The organism is Mycoplana sp. MJR14 (assembly GCF_029210525.1).
In the GTDB taxonomy this organism is placed as follows: domain Bacteria; phylum Pseudomonadota; class Alphaproteobacteria; order Rhizobiales; family Rhizobiaceae; genus Mycoplana.
Genome location: NZ_JARGEO010000015.1, coordinates 11,964 through 25,230, shown reverse-complemented (window position 1 = coordinate 25,230; position 13,267 = coordinate 11,964). Strand labels below are relative to the sequence as shown.

14 protein-coding genes are annotated in these 13,267 nt (G+C 64.5%); 10 read left to right on the top strand and 4 right to left on the bottom strand.

The annotated features are described in order from the left end of the window. Positions 1–43: 43 nt before the first annotated feature. Entirely contained in the window at positions 44–1,369 is a 1,326-nt protein-coding gene (locus P0086_RS23500; RefSeq protein ID WP_112597675.1) for a L,D-transpeptidase family protein, read from the bottom strand. A gap of 338 nt (positions 1,370–1,707) precedes the next feature. On the opposite strand from P0086_RS23500, the gene P0086_RS23495 reads away from it, so the two are divergent. Together P0086_RS23495 and P0086_RS23490 are read left to right on the top strand one after the other, a co-directional pair. Next, complete coding sequence (locus P0086_RS23495; RefSeq protein ID WP_275790460.1) at positions 1,708–2,790, top strand: GSCFA domain-containing protein; 1,083 nt, start codon at positions 1,708–1,710, stop codon at positions 2,788–2,790. Then, on the top strand, positions 2,790–3,581 hold the full coding sequence (locus tag P0086_RS23490; RefSeq protein ID WP_275790458.1) for a hypothetical protein: 792 nt from the start codon (positions 2,790–2,792) through the stop codon (positions 3,579–3,581). The genes P0086_RS23495 and P0086_RS23490 overlap by 1 nt, the downstream gene beginning before the upstream one ends. Positions 3,582–3,656: 75 nt before the next feature. On the opposite strand, the gene P0086_RS23485 is transcribed toward P0086_RS23490, so the two are convergent. Continuing rightward, positions 3,657–4,166 carry a MarR family winged helix-turn-helix transcriptional regulator gene (locus P0086_RS23485; protein WP_148189759.1) on the bottom strand — a complete coding sequence of 170 codons (510 nt, stop codon included), beginning with the start codon at positions 4,164–4,166 and terminating at the stop codon, positions 3,657–3,659. Positions 4,167–4,288: 122 nt separating this feature from the next. After that, positions 4,289–4,726: a DUF6163 family protein gene (locus P0086_RS23480; protein WP_112597667.1), complete on the bottom strand. Its 438-nt coding sequence runs from the start codon at positions 4,724–4,726 to the stop codon at positions 4,289–4,291. A 145-nt stretch (positions 4,727–4,871) separates the two neighbouring features. Between P0086_RS23480 and hemB the strand changes: the two genes are divergently transcribed. From hemB to P0086_RS23450, 6 genes are all read left to right on the top strand, one after another. Then, positions 4,872–5,879: a porphobilinogen synthase gene (gene hemB, locus P0086_RS23475; RefSeq protein WP_275790454.1), complete on the top strand. Its 1,008-nt coding sequence runs from the start codon at positions 4,872–4,874 to the stop codon at positions 5,877–5,879. Between the two features lie 107 nt (positions 5,880–5,986). Then, entirely contained in the window at positions 5,987–6,448 is a 462-nt protein-coding gene (locus P0086_RS23470; protein ID WP_112597663.1) for an RDD family protein, read from the top strand. Positions 6,449–6,644: 196 nt separating this feature from the next. After that, positions 6,645–7,406 (top strand): arginyltransferase, encoded by a 762-nt coding sequence (locus tag P0086_RS23465; protein ID WP_275790452.1) that lies wholly within the window; start codon positions 6,645–6,647, stop codon positions 7,404–7,406. A 15-nt stretch (positions 7,407–7,421) separates the two neighbouring features. Further along, positions 7,422–8,342, top strand: coding sequence for a DMT family transporter (locus tag P0086_RS23460; protein WP_275790449.1), 921 nt, complete (start codon positions 7,422–7,424; stop codon positions 8,340–8,342). 63 nt (positions 8,343–8,405) lie between these two features. Further along, positions 8,406–8,627: an AbrB/MazE/SpoVT family DNA-binding domain-containing protein gene (locus P0086_RS23455; protein ID WP_112607942.1), complete on the top strand. Its 222-nt coding sequence runs from the start codon at positions 8,406–8,408 to the stop codon at positions 8,625–8,627. Continuing rightward, positions 8,624–9,022, top strand: a complete 399-nt coding sequence (locus P0086_RS23450) for a type II toxin-antitoxin system death-on-curing family toxin (RefSeq protein ID WP_148179462.1) — start codon at positions 8,624–8,626, stop codon at positions 9,020–9,022. The genes P0086_RS23455 and P0086_RS23450 overlap by 4 nt, the downstream gene beginning before the upstream one ends. A gap of 3 nt (positions 9,023–9,025) precedes the next feature. Here P0086_RS23450 and parC read toward each other — a convergent pair whose 3' ends face one another. Continuing rightward, positions 9,026–11,305 carry a DNA topoisomerase IV subunit A gene (gene parC / locus P0086_RS23445; protein WP_148179463.1) on the bottom strand — a complete coding sequence of 760 codons (2,280 nt, stop codon included), beginning with the start codon at positions 11,303–11,305 and terminating at the stop codon, positions 9,026–9,028. A gap of 186 nt (positions 11,306–11,491) precedes the next feature. On the opposite strand from parC, the gene P0086_RS23440 reads away from it, so the two are divergent. Then, complete coding sequence (locus tag P0086_RS23440) at positions 11,492–11,923, top strand: hypothetical protein (RefSeq protein WP_275790445.1); 432 nt, start codon at positions 11,492–11,494, stop codon at positions 11,921–11,923. Positions 11,924–12,038: 115 nt separating this feature from the next. Further along, positions 12,039–13,226 (top strand): hypothetical protein, encoded by a 1,188-nt coding sequence (locus tag P0086_RS23435; RefSeq protein ID WP_275790443.1) that lies wholly within the window; start codon positions 12,039–12,041, stop codon positions 13,224–13,226. The last annotated feature ends 41 nt before the right edge of the window (positions 13,227–13,267 follow it).

The window sequence follows — 13,267 nt, the reverse complement described above, 5'->3', positions numbered from 1 at the left end:
ACCTTCCGATTGCACGGCCCTGAAAAATCGTGACACTTCGCGCCTATTGCGGCAGGAAGTCCTGCTCCACCGAACCGGCGGCCTGTTCGACGCCGATATTGGTCTGCAGGGCCAGTTCGGCCGCCCCGTCGAGCTCGTAGATGTCGTCGCGGAACTGCACCACGCGGTCCGTCGCCGACCAGGCGGTGACGTAGACGATGTAGACGGGCACTTCCTCGGTGAGCTTGATCGGCGTGTTCTGGCGCGTGGAGATGACGCGCTCGATCTCCTGGCGCGACCAGCCGGGCGTGTCGCGCAGCAGCCAGGTGACGAGGTCGCGGACGTTCTGGACGCGGACGCAGCCGGAGGACTCGAAGCGCATCAGCTTGTTGAACAGGCCCTGCGACGGCGTGTCGTGCATGTACTCGTTGTTGGGATTGTGGAAGTTGATCTTGGTCGAGGCCATGGCGTTGATCTTGCCCGGGTCCTGACGGAACATCAGGTTCGGCGCCTTGTCGGCGAACCAGTCGATCGTCTCCGGCGCCACCTCGTTGCCCTTGCCGTCGATGAGGCGGATCGAGTTGCGCGTCAGGTAGGTCGGATCCTTGCGCATCAGGGGCACGATGTCCTTCTCGACGATCGAGCGCGGCGCGGTCCAGTACGGGTTCAGGATGACTTCGTAGATCTTGGAATTGATGGCGTGCGTCGGCCGGTCGATCTTGCCGACGATGGCGGCGTGGCGGAGTGCGACGCGGTTGTTCTCGACAGCCTCGATATAGGCGGCCGGAATGTTCACCATCACGAAGCGGTGGCCGAGGTCGCCGGACATGGCCTGGATGCGGACGAGATTGGTCCGCAGCTGGCCGAGGCGGATGTCGGCGGACACGTTCATCGCCTTCAGCGTGTATTCGCCGAGCACGCCGTCCGCCGGCAGGCCGTGCCGGGCCTGAAAGCGCTTGACCGCGCCATCGACGTAGGAATCGTAGGCGTTCGAGATGCCGGCGGAGCGCGGCAGGTCGCCCGAGATGATCAGGCGCTGGCGCAACTGCTGGACGGAGGGATCGCTGACGCCGAGCTCGAGCTTCTGCGGGGCGTTGACCATCGGCCAGCCGCCACCGGAAACGATGTTCTGGTAGTCGTAGATCGCCTGCTGGATATGGCCGGCCGAACCGGGGCCGAAGATCGGATTGTTGGAGACGACGGCGGTCGCCGTGCGCGACGCCTTGGCGTCGAACTGGTCGTCCCAGTTGCCCCGCCCGTTGGCGTTGAGGATGTCGTCGATCGCGGTCTGGGCGGCGGCCGATCCGGCAACGGCGGCAGCACCGGCGGATGCTGCCGTACGCAGGAAGGCGCGGCGCGAAAACACATCAATTCCGATCTTGCGAGACATCTATCCTACCATTCTCTGCCCGGCCGCAAACGGCCATCGCCCGTGCGAATCTTGCGCCAGAAGGCCCATATCCCACGGAACCTAATACGAACAGGGTTAACAAACGGAAACCGGCCATGCGGAACATGCATGGCTTCAGCCGCCTTCTCGCTGTCACAGTAATATGGCCAAAGCGTGTCTGGCACGGACACCGCCATGTGACCGAGGCGTGATCGCAGGGACTTCCGCGCCGCCCCTGCCTTCCGGGCCATCGTTCAATTCATCGATTGCCATTTTAGGAATGTGTGAAATATTGTCCGGGCACGGCTTTCATATCATTCGCTCGCGAGAGCAGATCGATGACCATAGATCGCCCCTCTCCCACACCCTATACCGACCTGCCGCCGTCCCGATACTGGCGCAGCGCCGTTGCGGAAAAGCACCCGCTGGACATGGACGAGCTGTTTTCGCCGAAGTTCCGCATCGGCCCGGAGGAGCGGATCGCCGTTGCGGGCAGCTGCTTTGCCCAGCACGTCGGCCGCGCCTTGCGATCGAACGGCTTTTCCGTCCTCGACGAGGAGCCGGCGCCGAACGGCCTGGAAACCGAGGTCGCCGAAACCTTCGGCTACGGCATCTATTCGGCGCGGTACGGCAACATCTACACCGCCAGGCAGCTCGTGCAGCTGCTGAAGGACTGCGCCTCGGGCACCGTCCGCGAAACCGACTTCTGGATCCGCGGCAATCGCTACTACGATGCGCTGCGCCCCTCGGTGGAGCCGGAGGGACTGGGGAGCCTCGAAGAAGCGGTGGCGCACCGCCGGCAGCACCTGCGCAAGGTCAAGGCCATGCTGGGGAAGACCGACGTCTTCATCTTCACGCTGGGCCTGACGGAAGCCTGGCAGGACATCGCCACCGGCATCGTCTATCCGAGCTGCCCCGGCGTCATCGCCGGCAGGTTCGACCCCGAAAAGCATGCCTTCAAGAACTTCGATGTCGAAGAGGTCATGCAGGACATGATCGAGGCGAGAAGCCTGTTCAAGGCGATCAACCCGGCCATGCGTTTCCTGTTCACCGTCTCGCCGGTGCCCCTGACGGCGACGGCGTCCGGCCAGAACGTCCTCGTCGCTACCACCTACTCCAAGTCGGTCCTGCGCGCGGTCTGCGGCGCGCTCTACGGCAAGTTCGAGGATGTCGACTATTTCCCCTCCTACGAGATCATCGTCTCCCCCTCCACGCGCGGCTTCTTCTACGAGCCGAACATGCGTTCGGTGAACCGGCACGGCGTCGACCACGTCATGCGGACCTTCCTGACGGCGCAGGGAGTTGAGACGGCCGGCAGGGGCAAGCGCGCCGGCGGCCAGGGCAAGAAAGCCAATGGCAAGGCACCGGCGCGCAAGGACGACGTCGTCTGCGAAGAGGCGCTGCTGGAGGCGTTCTCCTGATGGCATTGAAGATCTGTGTTGTCGGCAATTCCCACGTCGGCGCGTTGAAGTTCGGCTGGGAAAACATCAGAAGCAGCCATCGCCACGAGCTGACGTTCCTGGGCGTGCCCGGAACCAGCGTGAGGGACCTGACGGTCGAGCACGGCATCGTCCTGCCGACGACGAACACCGCACGGAAATTTTTCCTGAAGACTTCGGGGTCGGAAGGGATCGCGCTCGACAGCTATGATGTCGTCCTGCTTGTCGGGGCGGGCCTGACCTTGACCTCTGCGCTGAGCCTGACAAACAGATGGCGTCCATACGGCCTTGTGGACGAGACGATCCGCGACAGCCAGTCACAGTTCAATCTCGTTTCCGATCAGTTGTTCGCGGAACTCATCTCGTCACGGGTTCGCAAGAGCTTCGCCAACCGGTTGCTGAGGAAGGTCACGCGTCAAAGCGCCGTGCGTGCGCTTTATGTGACGACCCCCCTGCCCTCGTCGGAGCTCAGGTTGGCCCGTTCAGACGACCCGGTTCTCAGCCTCATCGCCGGCACACACGGACCCTCGATCGCCTCGCTGTATCGCAACTCGCTCGAGCGCGTGATGGGAAAGGATAAGGTCATCTTTCCGCCGGCCCATGCGCTGGTGGACGGGGCGATGACCGATGCGCGCTACAGCAGGGGATCGCTGCGTCTCGACGGCGAGCGCGAGCACCCCGACACCGACCTGAACCACATGAACGCGGCCTACGGCGCACTCGTTCTGGAAGAGGTCTTCAACCGTCTGGGCAGCGCAACCAGTTCGCGCTGACGTCCTCGACCGTCAGGTCCGGCACCGGCGGCACATCAGTGCCGCCGCCGTGACGATCCGGTTCCTTGCGGCCACTCAGAGCCGATACAGGATCGAGTCGTTCCAGAAGCGGTCGAGGCGCTGCAGCAGGCGGTTCATCTCGGTGAACTCGTTCTCGCCGATGCCGCCGACCTTCTGGATCGAGCCGATGTGGCGCTCGTAGAGCTTTGCGACGGTCTCGGCCACTTCCTGGCCGCTCTCGGTCAGGCTGATGCGGACCGAGCGGCGGTCGACGCGCGAGCGCTGGTGGTTGATGAAGCCGAGGTCGACCAGCTTCTTGACGTTGTAGGAGACGTTCGAGCCGAGATAGTAGCCGCGGGAGCGGAGCTCGCCGGCGGTCAGTTCGGCGTTGCCGATGTTGAAGAGGAGCAGCGCCTGGATGGCGTTGACGTCGGAGCGACCGGCACGGTCGAACTCGTCCTTGATGACGTCGAGCAGACGACGGTGCAGACGCTCGACGAGGTGGAGGGATTCGAGATACAGGTTGCGGATCGCCACTTCCTGCTGATCGACGGCGGGTGCCTGCGGCTTGAGCTTCGTGTTCATTTTCTGCCTCACTGTTTTGGTGGCGGTGTCTTTTCCCGCCTTGAGTGAGACCCTATCGAATGCGTCTAAAATTCTACTTAAACCGCAGCCTTAACAGCGCCTTACCGGAAGCAGACCCTGTCTCACGGTAAATCAGTCCTTACCTGTCTGGCCTGCTTGCGCCGCTGCAGGAAGAGGGCGAGCTGGAAAAGGACGTACACGACGGCGACCGCGATGTGGGCGATGACGAGCAGCGGCTTGATGCCGAAGATGGACGGATAGAACTCGTGCATGGCGATCTCGGTGGCGGCGGCCAGCACCCAGATCACCGCGCCCCAGGGCGCCAGCAGCCAGAGGCCGACAGCGGCGACGGGGAACATCACGGCCAGCGCCGTCGAGGCCGCCTTCCAGGCCGGCGGCAGCAGATCGAAACGCCCCCTGCCCCCCAGCGAGAAGCCGGTCAGCATCGCCCAGTACTGCAGCGCGAACCACAGGCAGATGATCGCCATCATCCTGAGGAACAGCACATACAGCGTGTCCGTCAGCGTCCAGCGCGGGACTTTTGGAGAATCAGGAGCCATGGGCGGACAATAGCAGCCTGCCCCCGCGCATAAAGCGTCAATCTCGAGCCCGAGCGGCTTCGTGCCGCATTCGCACGGCGCGCCACCCTTTGGTATGGGAGCAGGTGCGTGCTATGAGCGGGCAGGAAATCGCAAGGACAGTCCCATGACAAACATCGTCGACCAGATCACCGGCCACCGGCGCATGCGCCGCAATCGCAAGGCGGACTGGACGCGACGCCTCGTGCAGGAGAACCGGCTGACGGTCGACGACCTGATCTGGCCGGTCTTCGTGGTCCCCAGTACGAATGTCGTCGAGCCGATCCCCTCCATGCCGGGCGTCAACCGGATGAGCGTGGACCGCCTGGTCGAGGCGGCAAAGGAGGCCGCCGACCTCGGCGTGCCGGCGCTGGCCACCTTCCCCAACGTCGAGATGAGCCTGCGCGACGAGACCGGCTCGAACAGCCTGGCGGCCGACAACCTGATCAACCAGGCGACGCGGGCGCTGAAGAAGCACGTGCCGCAGATCGGCGTCATCACCGACGTGGCGCTCGACCCCTTCACCAGCCACGGCCATGACGGCATCCTGCGCGGCAGCGAGATCGTCAACGACGAGACGGTGGCGCAGGTGGCGAGGGCCGCGGTCGTGCAGGCAGATGCCGGCTCCGACATCATCGCGCCGTCGGAGATGATGGACGGGCGCATCGGCGCGATCCGGCAGGCGCTGGACGAAGCCGGTCACCAGAACGTCGGCATCATGTCCTATGCGACGAAGTTCGCCTCCGCCTTCTATGGCCCCTATCGCGAGGCGATCGGCACCGGCGGCCTGCTCAAGGGCGACAAGAAGACCTACTACATCGACCCCGCCAACGGCACCGAGGCGATCCGCGACGCCGCCCTCGACGTCGAGGAGGGCGCGGACATGCTGATGGTCAAGCCCGGCCTGCCCTATCTCGACATCTGCTTCCGGATGAAGGAGGCGTTCGGGCTGCCGGTCTTCGCCTACCAGGTCTCCGGCGAGTATGCGCAGATCAGGGCCGCCGCCATCAACGGCTGGATCGACGGCGACCGGGTGATGATGGAGACGCTGCTCGCCTTCAAGCGCGCCGGCTGCGACGGCATCCTGACCTACTTCGCCGTCGAGGCCGCGCGGGCGCTGGCGAAGAAGGGCTGACACGCTCCGACGGTCGACATCGGCTGTGCCGGGTCGCGGCACGGCTTCATTGCATTCGCATCGGCAGTTCCCATATCAGTGACATGAATGAAACCAGGAGCCGTTCGATGAGTAACTATGACGAAGTTCGTCTGCCGAGCACGGACTGGCGCGCCTACCGCGGCGTGCTGTCCCGACGGATTTTCGCCTTCCTGATCGACTATGCGATCGTGGCACTCCTCTGGGTGCCGGCGGCCGTCGTCGTCTTCTTCCTCGGCATCATCACGCTGGGCCTCGGCTGGATGCTCTATCCGGCCCTGTTCGTGATCGTCGCCATGCTCTATTTCGGGTTGACGATCGGCGGCCCGAACCAGGCGAGCGTGGGCATGAACGTGATGGACCTCGCCGTCATGCGCGTCGACGGCCGGCCGATGGATTTCCTCACCTCCATCGTCTACCTCGTGCTGTTCTGGCTGGGCAACGCGGTGCTGACGCCGTTCATCCTGCTGATCGGCCTGTTCACCGACCGCAGCCGCCTCCTGCACGACCTTCTGCTCGGCACCGTCGTCGTCCGCCGCTCCAGCCTCTGAAGGGCGCCGGCAATCCGCATCGCAAGCGCCTTGCGTCGCATGCCCTCAGCCTTTGCGCTGGCGGCATGCTTCGAAAGGTGGCTGCGGATGCGATGCATTTGTAATGTTTCGCCGGGGCCCGACCGGTTGACCTTTTCCTTACTTGCGCCATGCTAATATTGAAAGTCAGGCCCGGTTGGAGTCGCGCGCCGAAAACATGAATACCCAGACAACCCCTGCCCCCCAGTTCTACCTGACGGCCCCGGCTGCGTGTCCGTACCTGCCGCACGAAATGGAGCGGAAGGTCTTCACCCATCTGGTCGGCGAGCGTGCGCCCGAACTGAACGACCTTCTGACCCAGGGCGGCTTCCGCCGGTCGCAGAACATCGCCTATCGCCCCGCCTGCGAGACCTGCCGCGCCTGCATCTCGGTGCGCATCCTCGTCAACGAGTTCCAGCCCACCCGCTCGATGCGGCGCGTGCTTGCGGCCAATGCCGACCTGGTCGGCTACGAGTACCCCGCCGAACCCTCGAGCGAGCAGTATTCGCTGTTTCGCAGCTACCTCGATCGCCGCCACCAGAAGGGCGGCATGTCGGACATGTCGGTGCTCGACTATGCAATGATGGTGGAAGACACCCATGTGCACACCAAGATCATCGAGTACCGCAAGCGCGCCGAGGGCTCCGGCATCGAGGAGCGGCCGCGCGGGGAACTCGTCTCCGTCGCGCTTACCGACCGGATGGGCGACGGGCTCTCGATGGTCTATTCCTTCTTCGACCCCGACCAGGAGCAGCGCTCGCTCGGCACCTTCATGATCCTGGACCATGTGCGGCGCGCAAAGGCGCTGGGCCTGCCGCACGTCTATCTCGGCTACTGGGTCAAGGGTTCGCGCAAAATGGACTACAAAACAAAGTTTTTGCCGCAGGAACACCTGATGGCGCGTGGCTGGGAACGCTATGATGGCGAAAATCAAGACTGAGAATCGGACTTTCGCGTGCCACAATCCCAAGACCCCGCCCTGCACCGCCGCGGCCTGCTGATCACCGCGATCGGCGGCCTCGCCCTTTCCTTCGACATCCCGCTGATCCGCTCCTCGCACGGCGAGGTCTGGTCGGTACTCGCCGTGCGCAGCTTTTCGACCTTCGCCGTCGCATTCGCGCTGTGGGCGGTGCTGCGGTTCCTGCTGAAGCGCCCCGTCACGCTGCTGCCCGGCCGCGCCGGCCTTCTGGCGGGGCTGCTCTACGGCGTCGGCTCGCTGACCTTCATGCTCGCCGTCTTCAACACGACGACGGCCAACGTCGTCTTCATCCTCGCCTTCACGTCGATGTTTGCGGCACTGCTGTCCTGGATCTTCCTCGGCGAGCGTCCGGCCAACGCCACGCTCTTGGCCATGGCCGCCATGGTCTGCGGCGTGGCCTTGATCGTGCAGGACGGGCTTTCGAGCGGCCACATGTTCGGCGATGCGATGGCGGCGCTGAATGCGCTGATCCTTGCAAGCGCGATCACCATCAGCCGCAAGAGCGGCGCCGACATGGGCCTCGTGCCGCTGGTCACCGCGATCATCCCCGGTCTTACCGCCCTGATCATGCTGCCGGGCGGGGCGCTGCAGATCGAGCAACCGGCCTTCATCCTGTTCAACGGCCTGGTGATGATCCCGCTCGCCTTCTTCTGCCTCGCCACCGGGCCGCGCTATCTTTCTGCACCGGAAGTCGGCATGTTCTACCTGCTGGAGACGATCCTGGCGCCGATCTGGGTGTGGGTCATCTTCACCGAGCGCCCCTCCAGCCAGACGCTCATCGGCGGCTCCATCCTGATCGTTGCCCTGCTCGTGCATTCGCTGTGGCAGATGCGCAGCAAGGCACGAGCGGCGCGGCTGCGCGCCGGCGGCCCGGAAATCGCGGCGACACAGGCCTGAAGCTTGAAATTGCGGCAGGGCGCAACCCATGTTATAACATTGTTGCAACATGAGGACACGGCCATGAACGTCACCATCCGCAAGATCGGCAATTCCGAAGGCATCATCATCCCCAAGGAGGTGCTGGAGCGTCTGGGGGTCAAGGCCGGCGATGAGTTCACCGTTACCGAGGAAAACGGCCAACTCACGCTCATTCCGCAGAATGCGGACTTGGCCGAACAACTTCGCGCCGCAAGCGTCGGCATGGAGAAGTATCGGGTCGCGTTGCGTGAACTCGCCAAATGACGTCGATGAAGTGGCTCACGCGCGAAGCCGTCGAACTCGTCCATCACGAGCAGTTGAAGGAGCACGGCGGTCTGCCGGGCCTGAAAGATGAAAATGCGCTGGAAGCGGCGCTCGCCCGTCCGCAACACAAGGCAGCCTACGGCGAAGATGATCTCTTCGTCCTTGCCGCGGCCTATCTCTACGGAATCGTCCGCAACCATCCGTTTTCTGACGGAAACAAGCGGACCGGGTTTCTGGCCGCGTTCATGTTCCTGTACATCAACGGCCACCTGATCCAGGCGGACCAGGCCCAGGTGATCGAATTCGTCCTCGGCGTTGCCGCCGGCGAGATCGACGAGGACGGGGCGACGCGCTTCCTGCGCGATTTCACCGTCCCCCTGCCCTCCGGAAGCTGAGCCCTACCCGCTGAACTTGCCGCTGCGCGGGAAGCCCTTGGGCACGGTGCGGCCGGCGCCGGCGCGGTCGCCCATCCACTCGGCCAGTTCTTCCTTCGTGCGGACGAAATTGCGGCCGGCGCTGTCGTCCCAGGACAGGCCCTCGTCGAGCGCGAAGCAGCGGACGTCCGAGACGCCGCCGTCCTTGTAGCGCTGCAGGCGCACGCCCTTGCCGCGCGACATTTCCGGCAGCTGCACGAGCGGGAAGATCAGCATCTTGCGGTTCTCGCCGACGACGGCGACGTGGTCGCCGCGCACCGGCACGACCAGCTTCGTCTCGTCCGGCATGCCGACATTCATGATCTGCTTGCCCTTGCGGGTGTTGGCGACCATTTCCGTCTCGGCGACGACGAAGCCGTTGCCTGCCTGCGAGGCGAGGATCACCTTGCGGCCGGGATCGTGGACGAAGGCGGTCAGCACGTCCTGGTCGTTCTCCATGTCGACCATGATGCGCAGCGGCTCGCCGTGGCCGCGGCCACCCGGCAGCTTGTCGGCGCCGAGGGTATAGGCCTTGCCGCCGGTGGTGACGATCAGGATCTTGTCGGTCGTCTGCGCCGGGAAGGCGACGTTGAGCGCATCGCCCTCCTTGAACTGCAGGCCGGAGGTGTCGGCGATGTGGCCCTTGAGCGCGCGGATCCAGCCCTTCTCGGAGATGACGACCGTCACCGGCTCCTTCTCGATCATCGCCTGCTGGATCGCCTCGATGTCGGTCTCGGGCGCATCGGAGAACTGGCTGCGGCGGCGGCCGATCTCGGTCGCCTTGGCGAACTTCTTCTTCACCTCGCCGATCTGCCAGGCGACGGTCTGCCACTGCTTGGCCTCCGAGGCGAGCAGGGATTCGATCTCCGCCTTCTCCTTCGTCAGGCCGTCGAACTCGGTGCGGATCTCGAACTCCTCGAGCTTGCGCAGCGAGCGCAGCCGCATGTTGAGGATCGATTCGGCCTGCAGGTCGGTCAGCGTGAAGCGCGCCATCAGCGCCGGCTTCGGCTCGTCCTCCTCGCGGATGATGCGGATGACCTCGTCGATGTTGAGATAGGCGACGAGATAGCCGCCGAGGATCTCCAGCCGGCGCTCGATCGCGGCGAGCCTGTGGCGCGAACGGCGCAGAAGCACCTCGCGGCGGTGCGCCAGCCATTCCGACAGCACCTCGTTCAGCGCCATCACCCGCGGCACGCGCCCCATGGACAGCACGTTCATGTTGAGCGGGATGCGGCTTTCCAGCTCCGACAGCTTGAACAGCGACTCCATCAAGAGCGCCGCATCGACGCTGCGGCTCTTCGGCACGAGCACGATGCGCACGTCCTCGGCGGATTCGTCGCGGATGTCCTCCAGCAGCGGAACCTTTCGCGCCAGGAGCAGTTCGGCGATCTTCTCGATCAGCCGCGACTTCTGCACCTGGTAGGGGATTTCGGTGACGACGATCTGGTAACCGCCGCGGCCGAGGTCCTCGGTCTCCCACTTTGCCCGCACGCGGAAGCCGCCGCGACCGGTGCGGTAGGATTCCAGCATGCTCGCGCGGCTCTCGACGATGACGCCGCCGGTCGGGAAGTCCGGTCCCTCGATGCCGCCCTTCTGCGGGTTGGCCGGATCGAACATCAGGTCCTCGACGGTGGCTTCCGGATGCTTGATCAGGTGCAGGGCGGCGTCGCAGAGCTCGTGCGCATTGTGCGGCGGGATCGAGGTCGCCATGCCGACCGCGATGCCCGAGGCGCCGTTGGCCAAAAGGTTGGGGAAGGAGCCGGGGAGCACGACGGGCTCGTCGTCCTCCTCGTTGTAGGTCGGGCGAAAATCGACCGCGTCCTCGTCGATCCCCTCGAGGATCAGGGTGGCGACGTCGGTCATGCGCGCCTCGGTGTAGCGCATGGCCGCCGGGTTGTCGCCGTCGATGTTGCCGAAGTTGCCCTGCCCGTCCACCAGCGGATAGCGGATGGCGAAGTCCTGCGACAGGCGCACCAGCGCGTCGTAGATCGAGGCGTCGCCGTGCGGATGGAACTTACCCATCACGTCGCCGACGATGCGGGCGCACTTCTTGTAGGCCTGGCCGGGGTCGAGCCTCAGCACGCGCATCGCATGGACGATGCGGCGATGGACCGGCTTCAGCCCGTCACGGACGTCCGGCAGCGCGCGGTGCATGATGGTCGACAGCGCATAGGCGAGATAGCGCTCCTCGAGCGCCGCCTTCAGATCGACCGGAAGGATATTGTCGTCGTCTCCGCCACCGGGCGGCAAAATCTCTTGTCCCATGGGACTTGACTAGCGAATTCGCCGATTCGCGGCAAGGAATCCGGGCGATTGCGCTGTGGATAGCCGGAGCCGGGGAACCCGAAGTTGCGCACGGAATGGTTGTCATAAGCCTCGGAAGCCAATAGGAATTCCGCGTCCCCGCATTTTCCGGGGGATATCCGTTCCACTTCAACCAGCGTGATCCAGATGCTCACAGTCGCCCATTGGCGGAAGGTCCTCCTTCCGGCCGCATTGCTCGCCGTTACCGCCGTTCCCGCCCAGGCCGCCGAGGACGTGCTGACCCTCCCGGCCAACCGCGAGACGCAGATCGGCTTCATAGCCCCCATCGCCGCAACGACCTGCGAGGTGGCAGGTAAGCCCAAGATCCACATCGCCAAGGCACCCGCGCACGGGAAGGTGCGCACGCAATGGACGACTGCGAAATACCGCAACCCGAGCAGTAACCCGGCCTACAATCTATGCAACGGCAAGACCGTCCACGGCACCGCCATCTTCTATCGGCCGGACAACGGCTTCCGCGGTACCGACACGTTCTCGTTGGGGGTGACCACGCAGCGCTACGTCGACGGCCCCGGCAACCAGACTTTCCTCATTCCCGCCACCATTCATGTGAAGTAGTGCTGGCAGGGCCCGCAAAACGCGGGGCGGGCCGCACCGCCTGCGAATAGACGAGGCGGATCAAACGTTTCCGACCGGACGTCGGTCGCGGCCGATACGGCAAAAAGGAACCACAATGCATTATCATCGTCCCTTTACGACCCTCTTTGCAGGCGTTGCGCTTGCAGCGCTCGCAAGCCCCGCCTTCGCGCTCGACGGCGTCGACCTCGTCGCCAAGCTGAATGCGGCGAACGGTGCAAGCGGGCTGACGGTCGCCTACGGCACCATCGCGACGGACGGCGATACGGTCACGCTGAAGTCCACGACGGTAACACCGGCCGGCGGCGAGGCGATGGCGCTCGGTGACGTCAGGCTCGAAGGTGTCGCCGAGGACGGCGACGGCGGCTACACGGTCGAGACCGTCCGCTTTGCGGATGTCGATCGCACCGAGGGCGACATGACCATCACCGCGACCGACATGCAGCTCAGCGGGCTGGTGGTACCGGCAAAGGCCGACGGCACCTCGCTCGACACCATGCTCTTCTACGAGCGGGCCAGTTCCGGCCCGATCAAGGTCACGAGCAAGGGCACCGAGGTCTTCTCCGTCGCCGGCATGGAGGCCAATGTCATCCGCCGCGCCAACGATGCCGGGCTGGATTACGACGCCACCGTCTCCGGCATCAAGGCCGACCTAAGCAAGGTCGAGGACCCGAAGAGCCGCGACATGATCCAGAAGCTGGGGATGACGACCATCGACGGCAAGGCCAGCGTGAAGGGCAGCTGGACGCTCGACACCGGCCTGATGACCGTCGACGAATATGCGTTCGATTTCACCGATATCGGCCGGCTCGACCTCTCCTTCGCCATTTCCGGCTATACGCTGGAGTTCCTGAACGCCATGCGCGAGGCGGTGGAGACGGCGCAGGCGAGCCCCAACAAGGAAGAGGCCAACAACGCGTTCGGCATGTCGATGATGGGGCTGATGCAGCAGTTGAGCTTCAACAGCGCCAAGATCAGCTTCAACGACGCCTCGCTGACGAAGAAGGTGCTGGACGTCGTCGGCGCCGAACAGGGTGTCACCGGCGAGCAGATGGCGCAGTCGCTGAAGGGGATGGCGCCGCTGATGATCGCCCAGCTGAACATGCCCGAACTGCAGAACCAGATCTCGCAGGCGATCAATACCTATCTCGACGACCCGAAGAGCCTGACGATCACCGCCGCACCGGCCGCACCGGTCCCCTTCCCGATGATCATGGGCGCCGCCATGGGCGCACCGAACACGATCCCGCAGGTGCTGGGCGTGACGGTGAAGGCGAACGAATAGGCGTTCGGCCAGAGCCGACGATGAATGACCCGGCGGCAATC

Coding starts and splice junctions, on each gene's coding strand:
- P0086_RS23500 (WP_112597675.1), bottom strand. CDS start 1,369: ATGTCTCGCAAGATCGGAATTGATGTGTTTTCGCGCCGCGCCTTCCTG.
- P0086_RS23495 (WP_275790460.1), top strand. CDS start 1,708: ATGACCATAGATCGCCCCTCTCCCACACCCTATACCGACCTGCCGCCG.
- P0086_RS23490 (WP_275790458.1), top strand. CDS start 2,790: ATGGCATTGAAGATCTGTGTTGTCGGCAATTCCCACGTCGGCGCGTTG.
- P0086_RS23485 (WP_148189759.1), bottom strand. CDS start 4,166: ATGAACACGAAGCTCAAGCCGCAGGCACCCGCCGTCGATCAGCAGGAA.
- P0086_RS23480 (WP_112597667.1), bottom strand. CDS start 4,726: ATGGCTCCTGATTCTCCAAAAGTCCCGCGCTGGACGCTGACGGACACG.
- hemB (WP_275790454.1), top strand. CDS start 4,872: ATGACAAACATCGTCGACCAGATCACCGGCCACCGGCGCATGCGCCGC.
- P0086_RS23470 (WP_112597663.1), top strand. CDS start 5,987: ATGAGTAACTATGACGAAGTTCGTCTGCCGAGCACGGACTGGCGCGCC.
- P0086_RS23465 (WP_275790452.1), top strand. CDS start 6,645: ATGAATACCCAGACAACCCCTGCCCCCCAGTTCTACCTGACGGCCCCG.
- P0086_RS23455 (WP_112607942.1), top strand. CDS start 8,406: ATGAACGTCACCATCCGCAAGATCGGCAATTCCGAAGGCATCATCATC.
- P0086_RS23450 (WP_148179462.1), top strand. CDS start 8,624: ATGACGTCGATGAAGTGGCTCACGCGCGAAGCCGTCGAACTCGTCCAT.
- parC (WP_148179463.1), bottom strand. CDS start 11,305: ATGGGACAAGAGATTTTGCCGCCCGGTGGCGGAGACGACGACAATATC.
- P0086_RS23440 (WP_275790445.1), top strand. CDS start 11,492: ATGCTCACAGTCGCCCATTGGCGGAAGGTCCTCCTTCCGGCCGCATTG.
- P0086_RS23435 (WP_275790443.1), top strand. CDS start 12,039: ATGCATTATCATCGTCCCTTTACGACCCTCTTTGCAGGCGTTGCGCTT.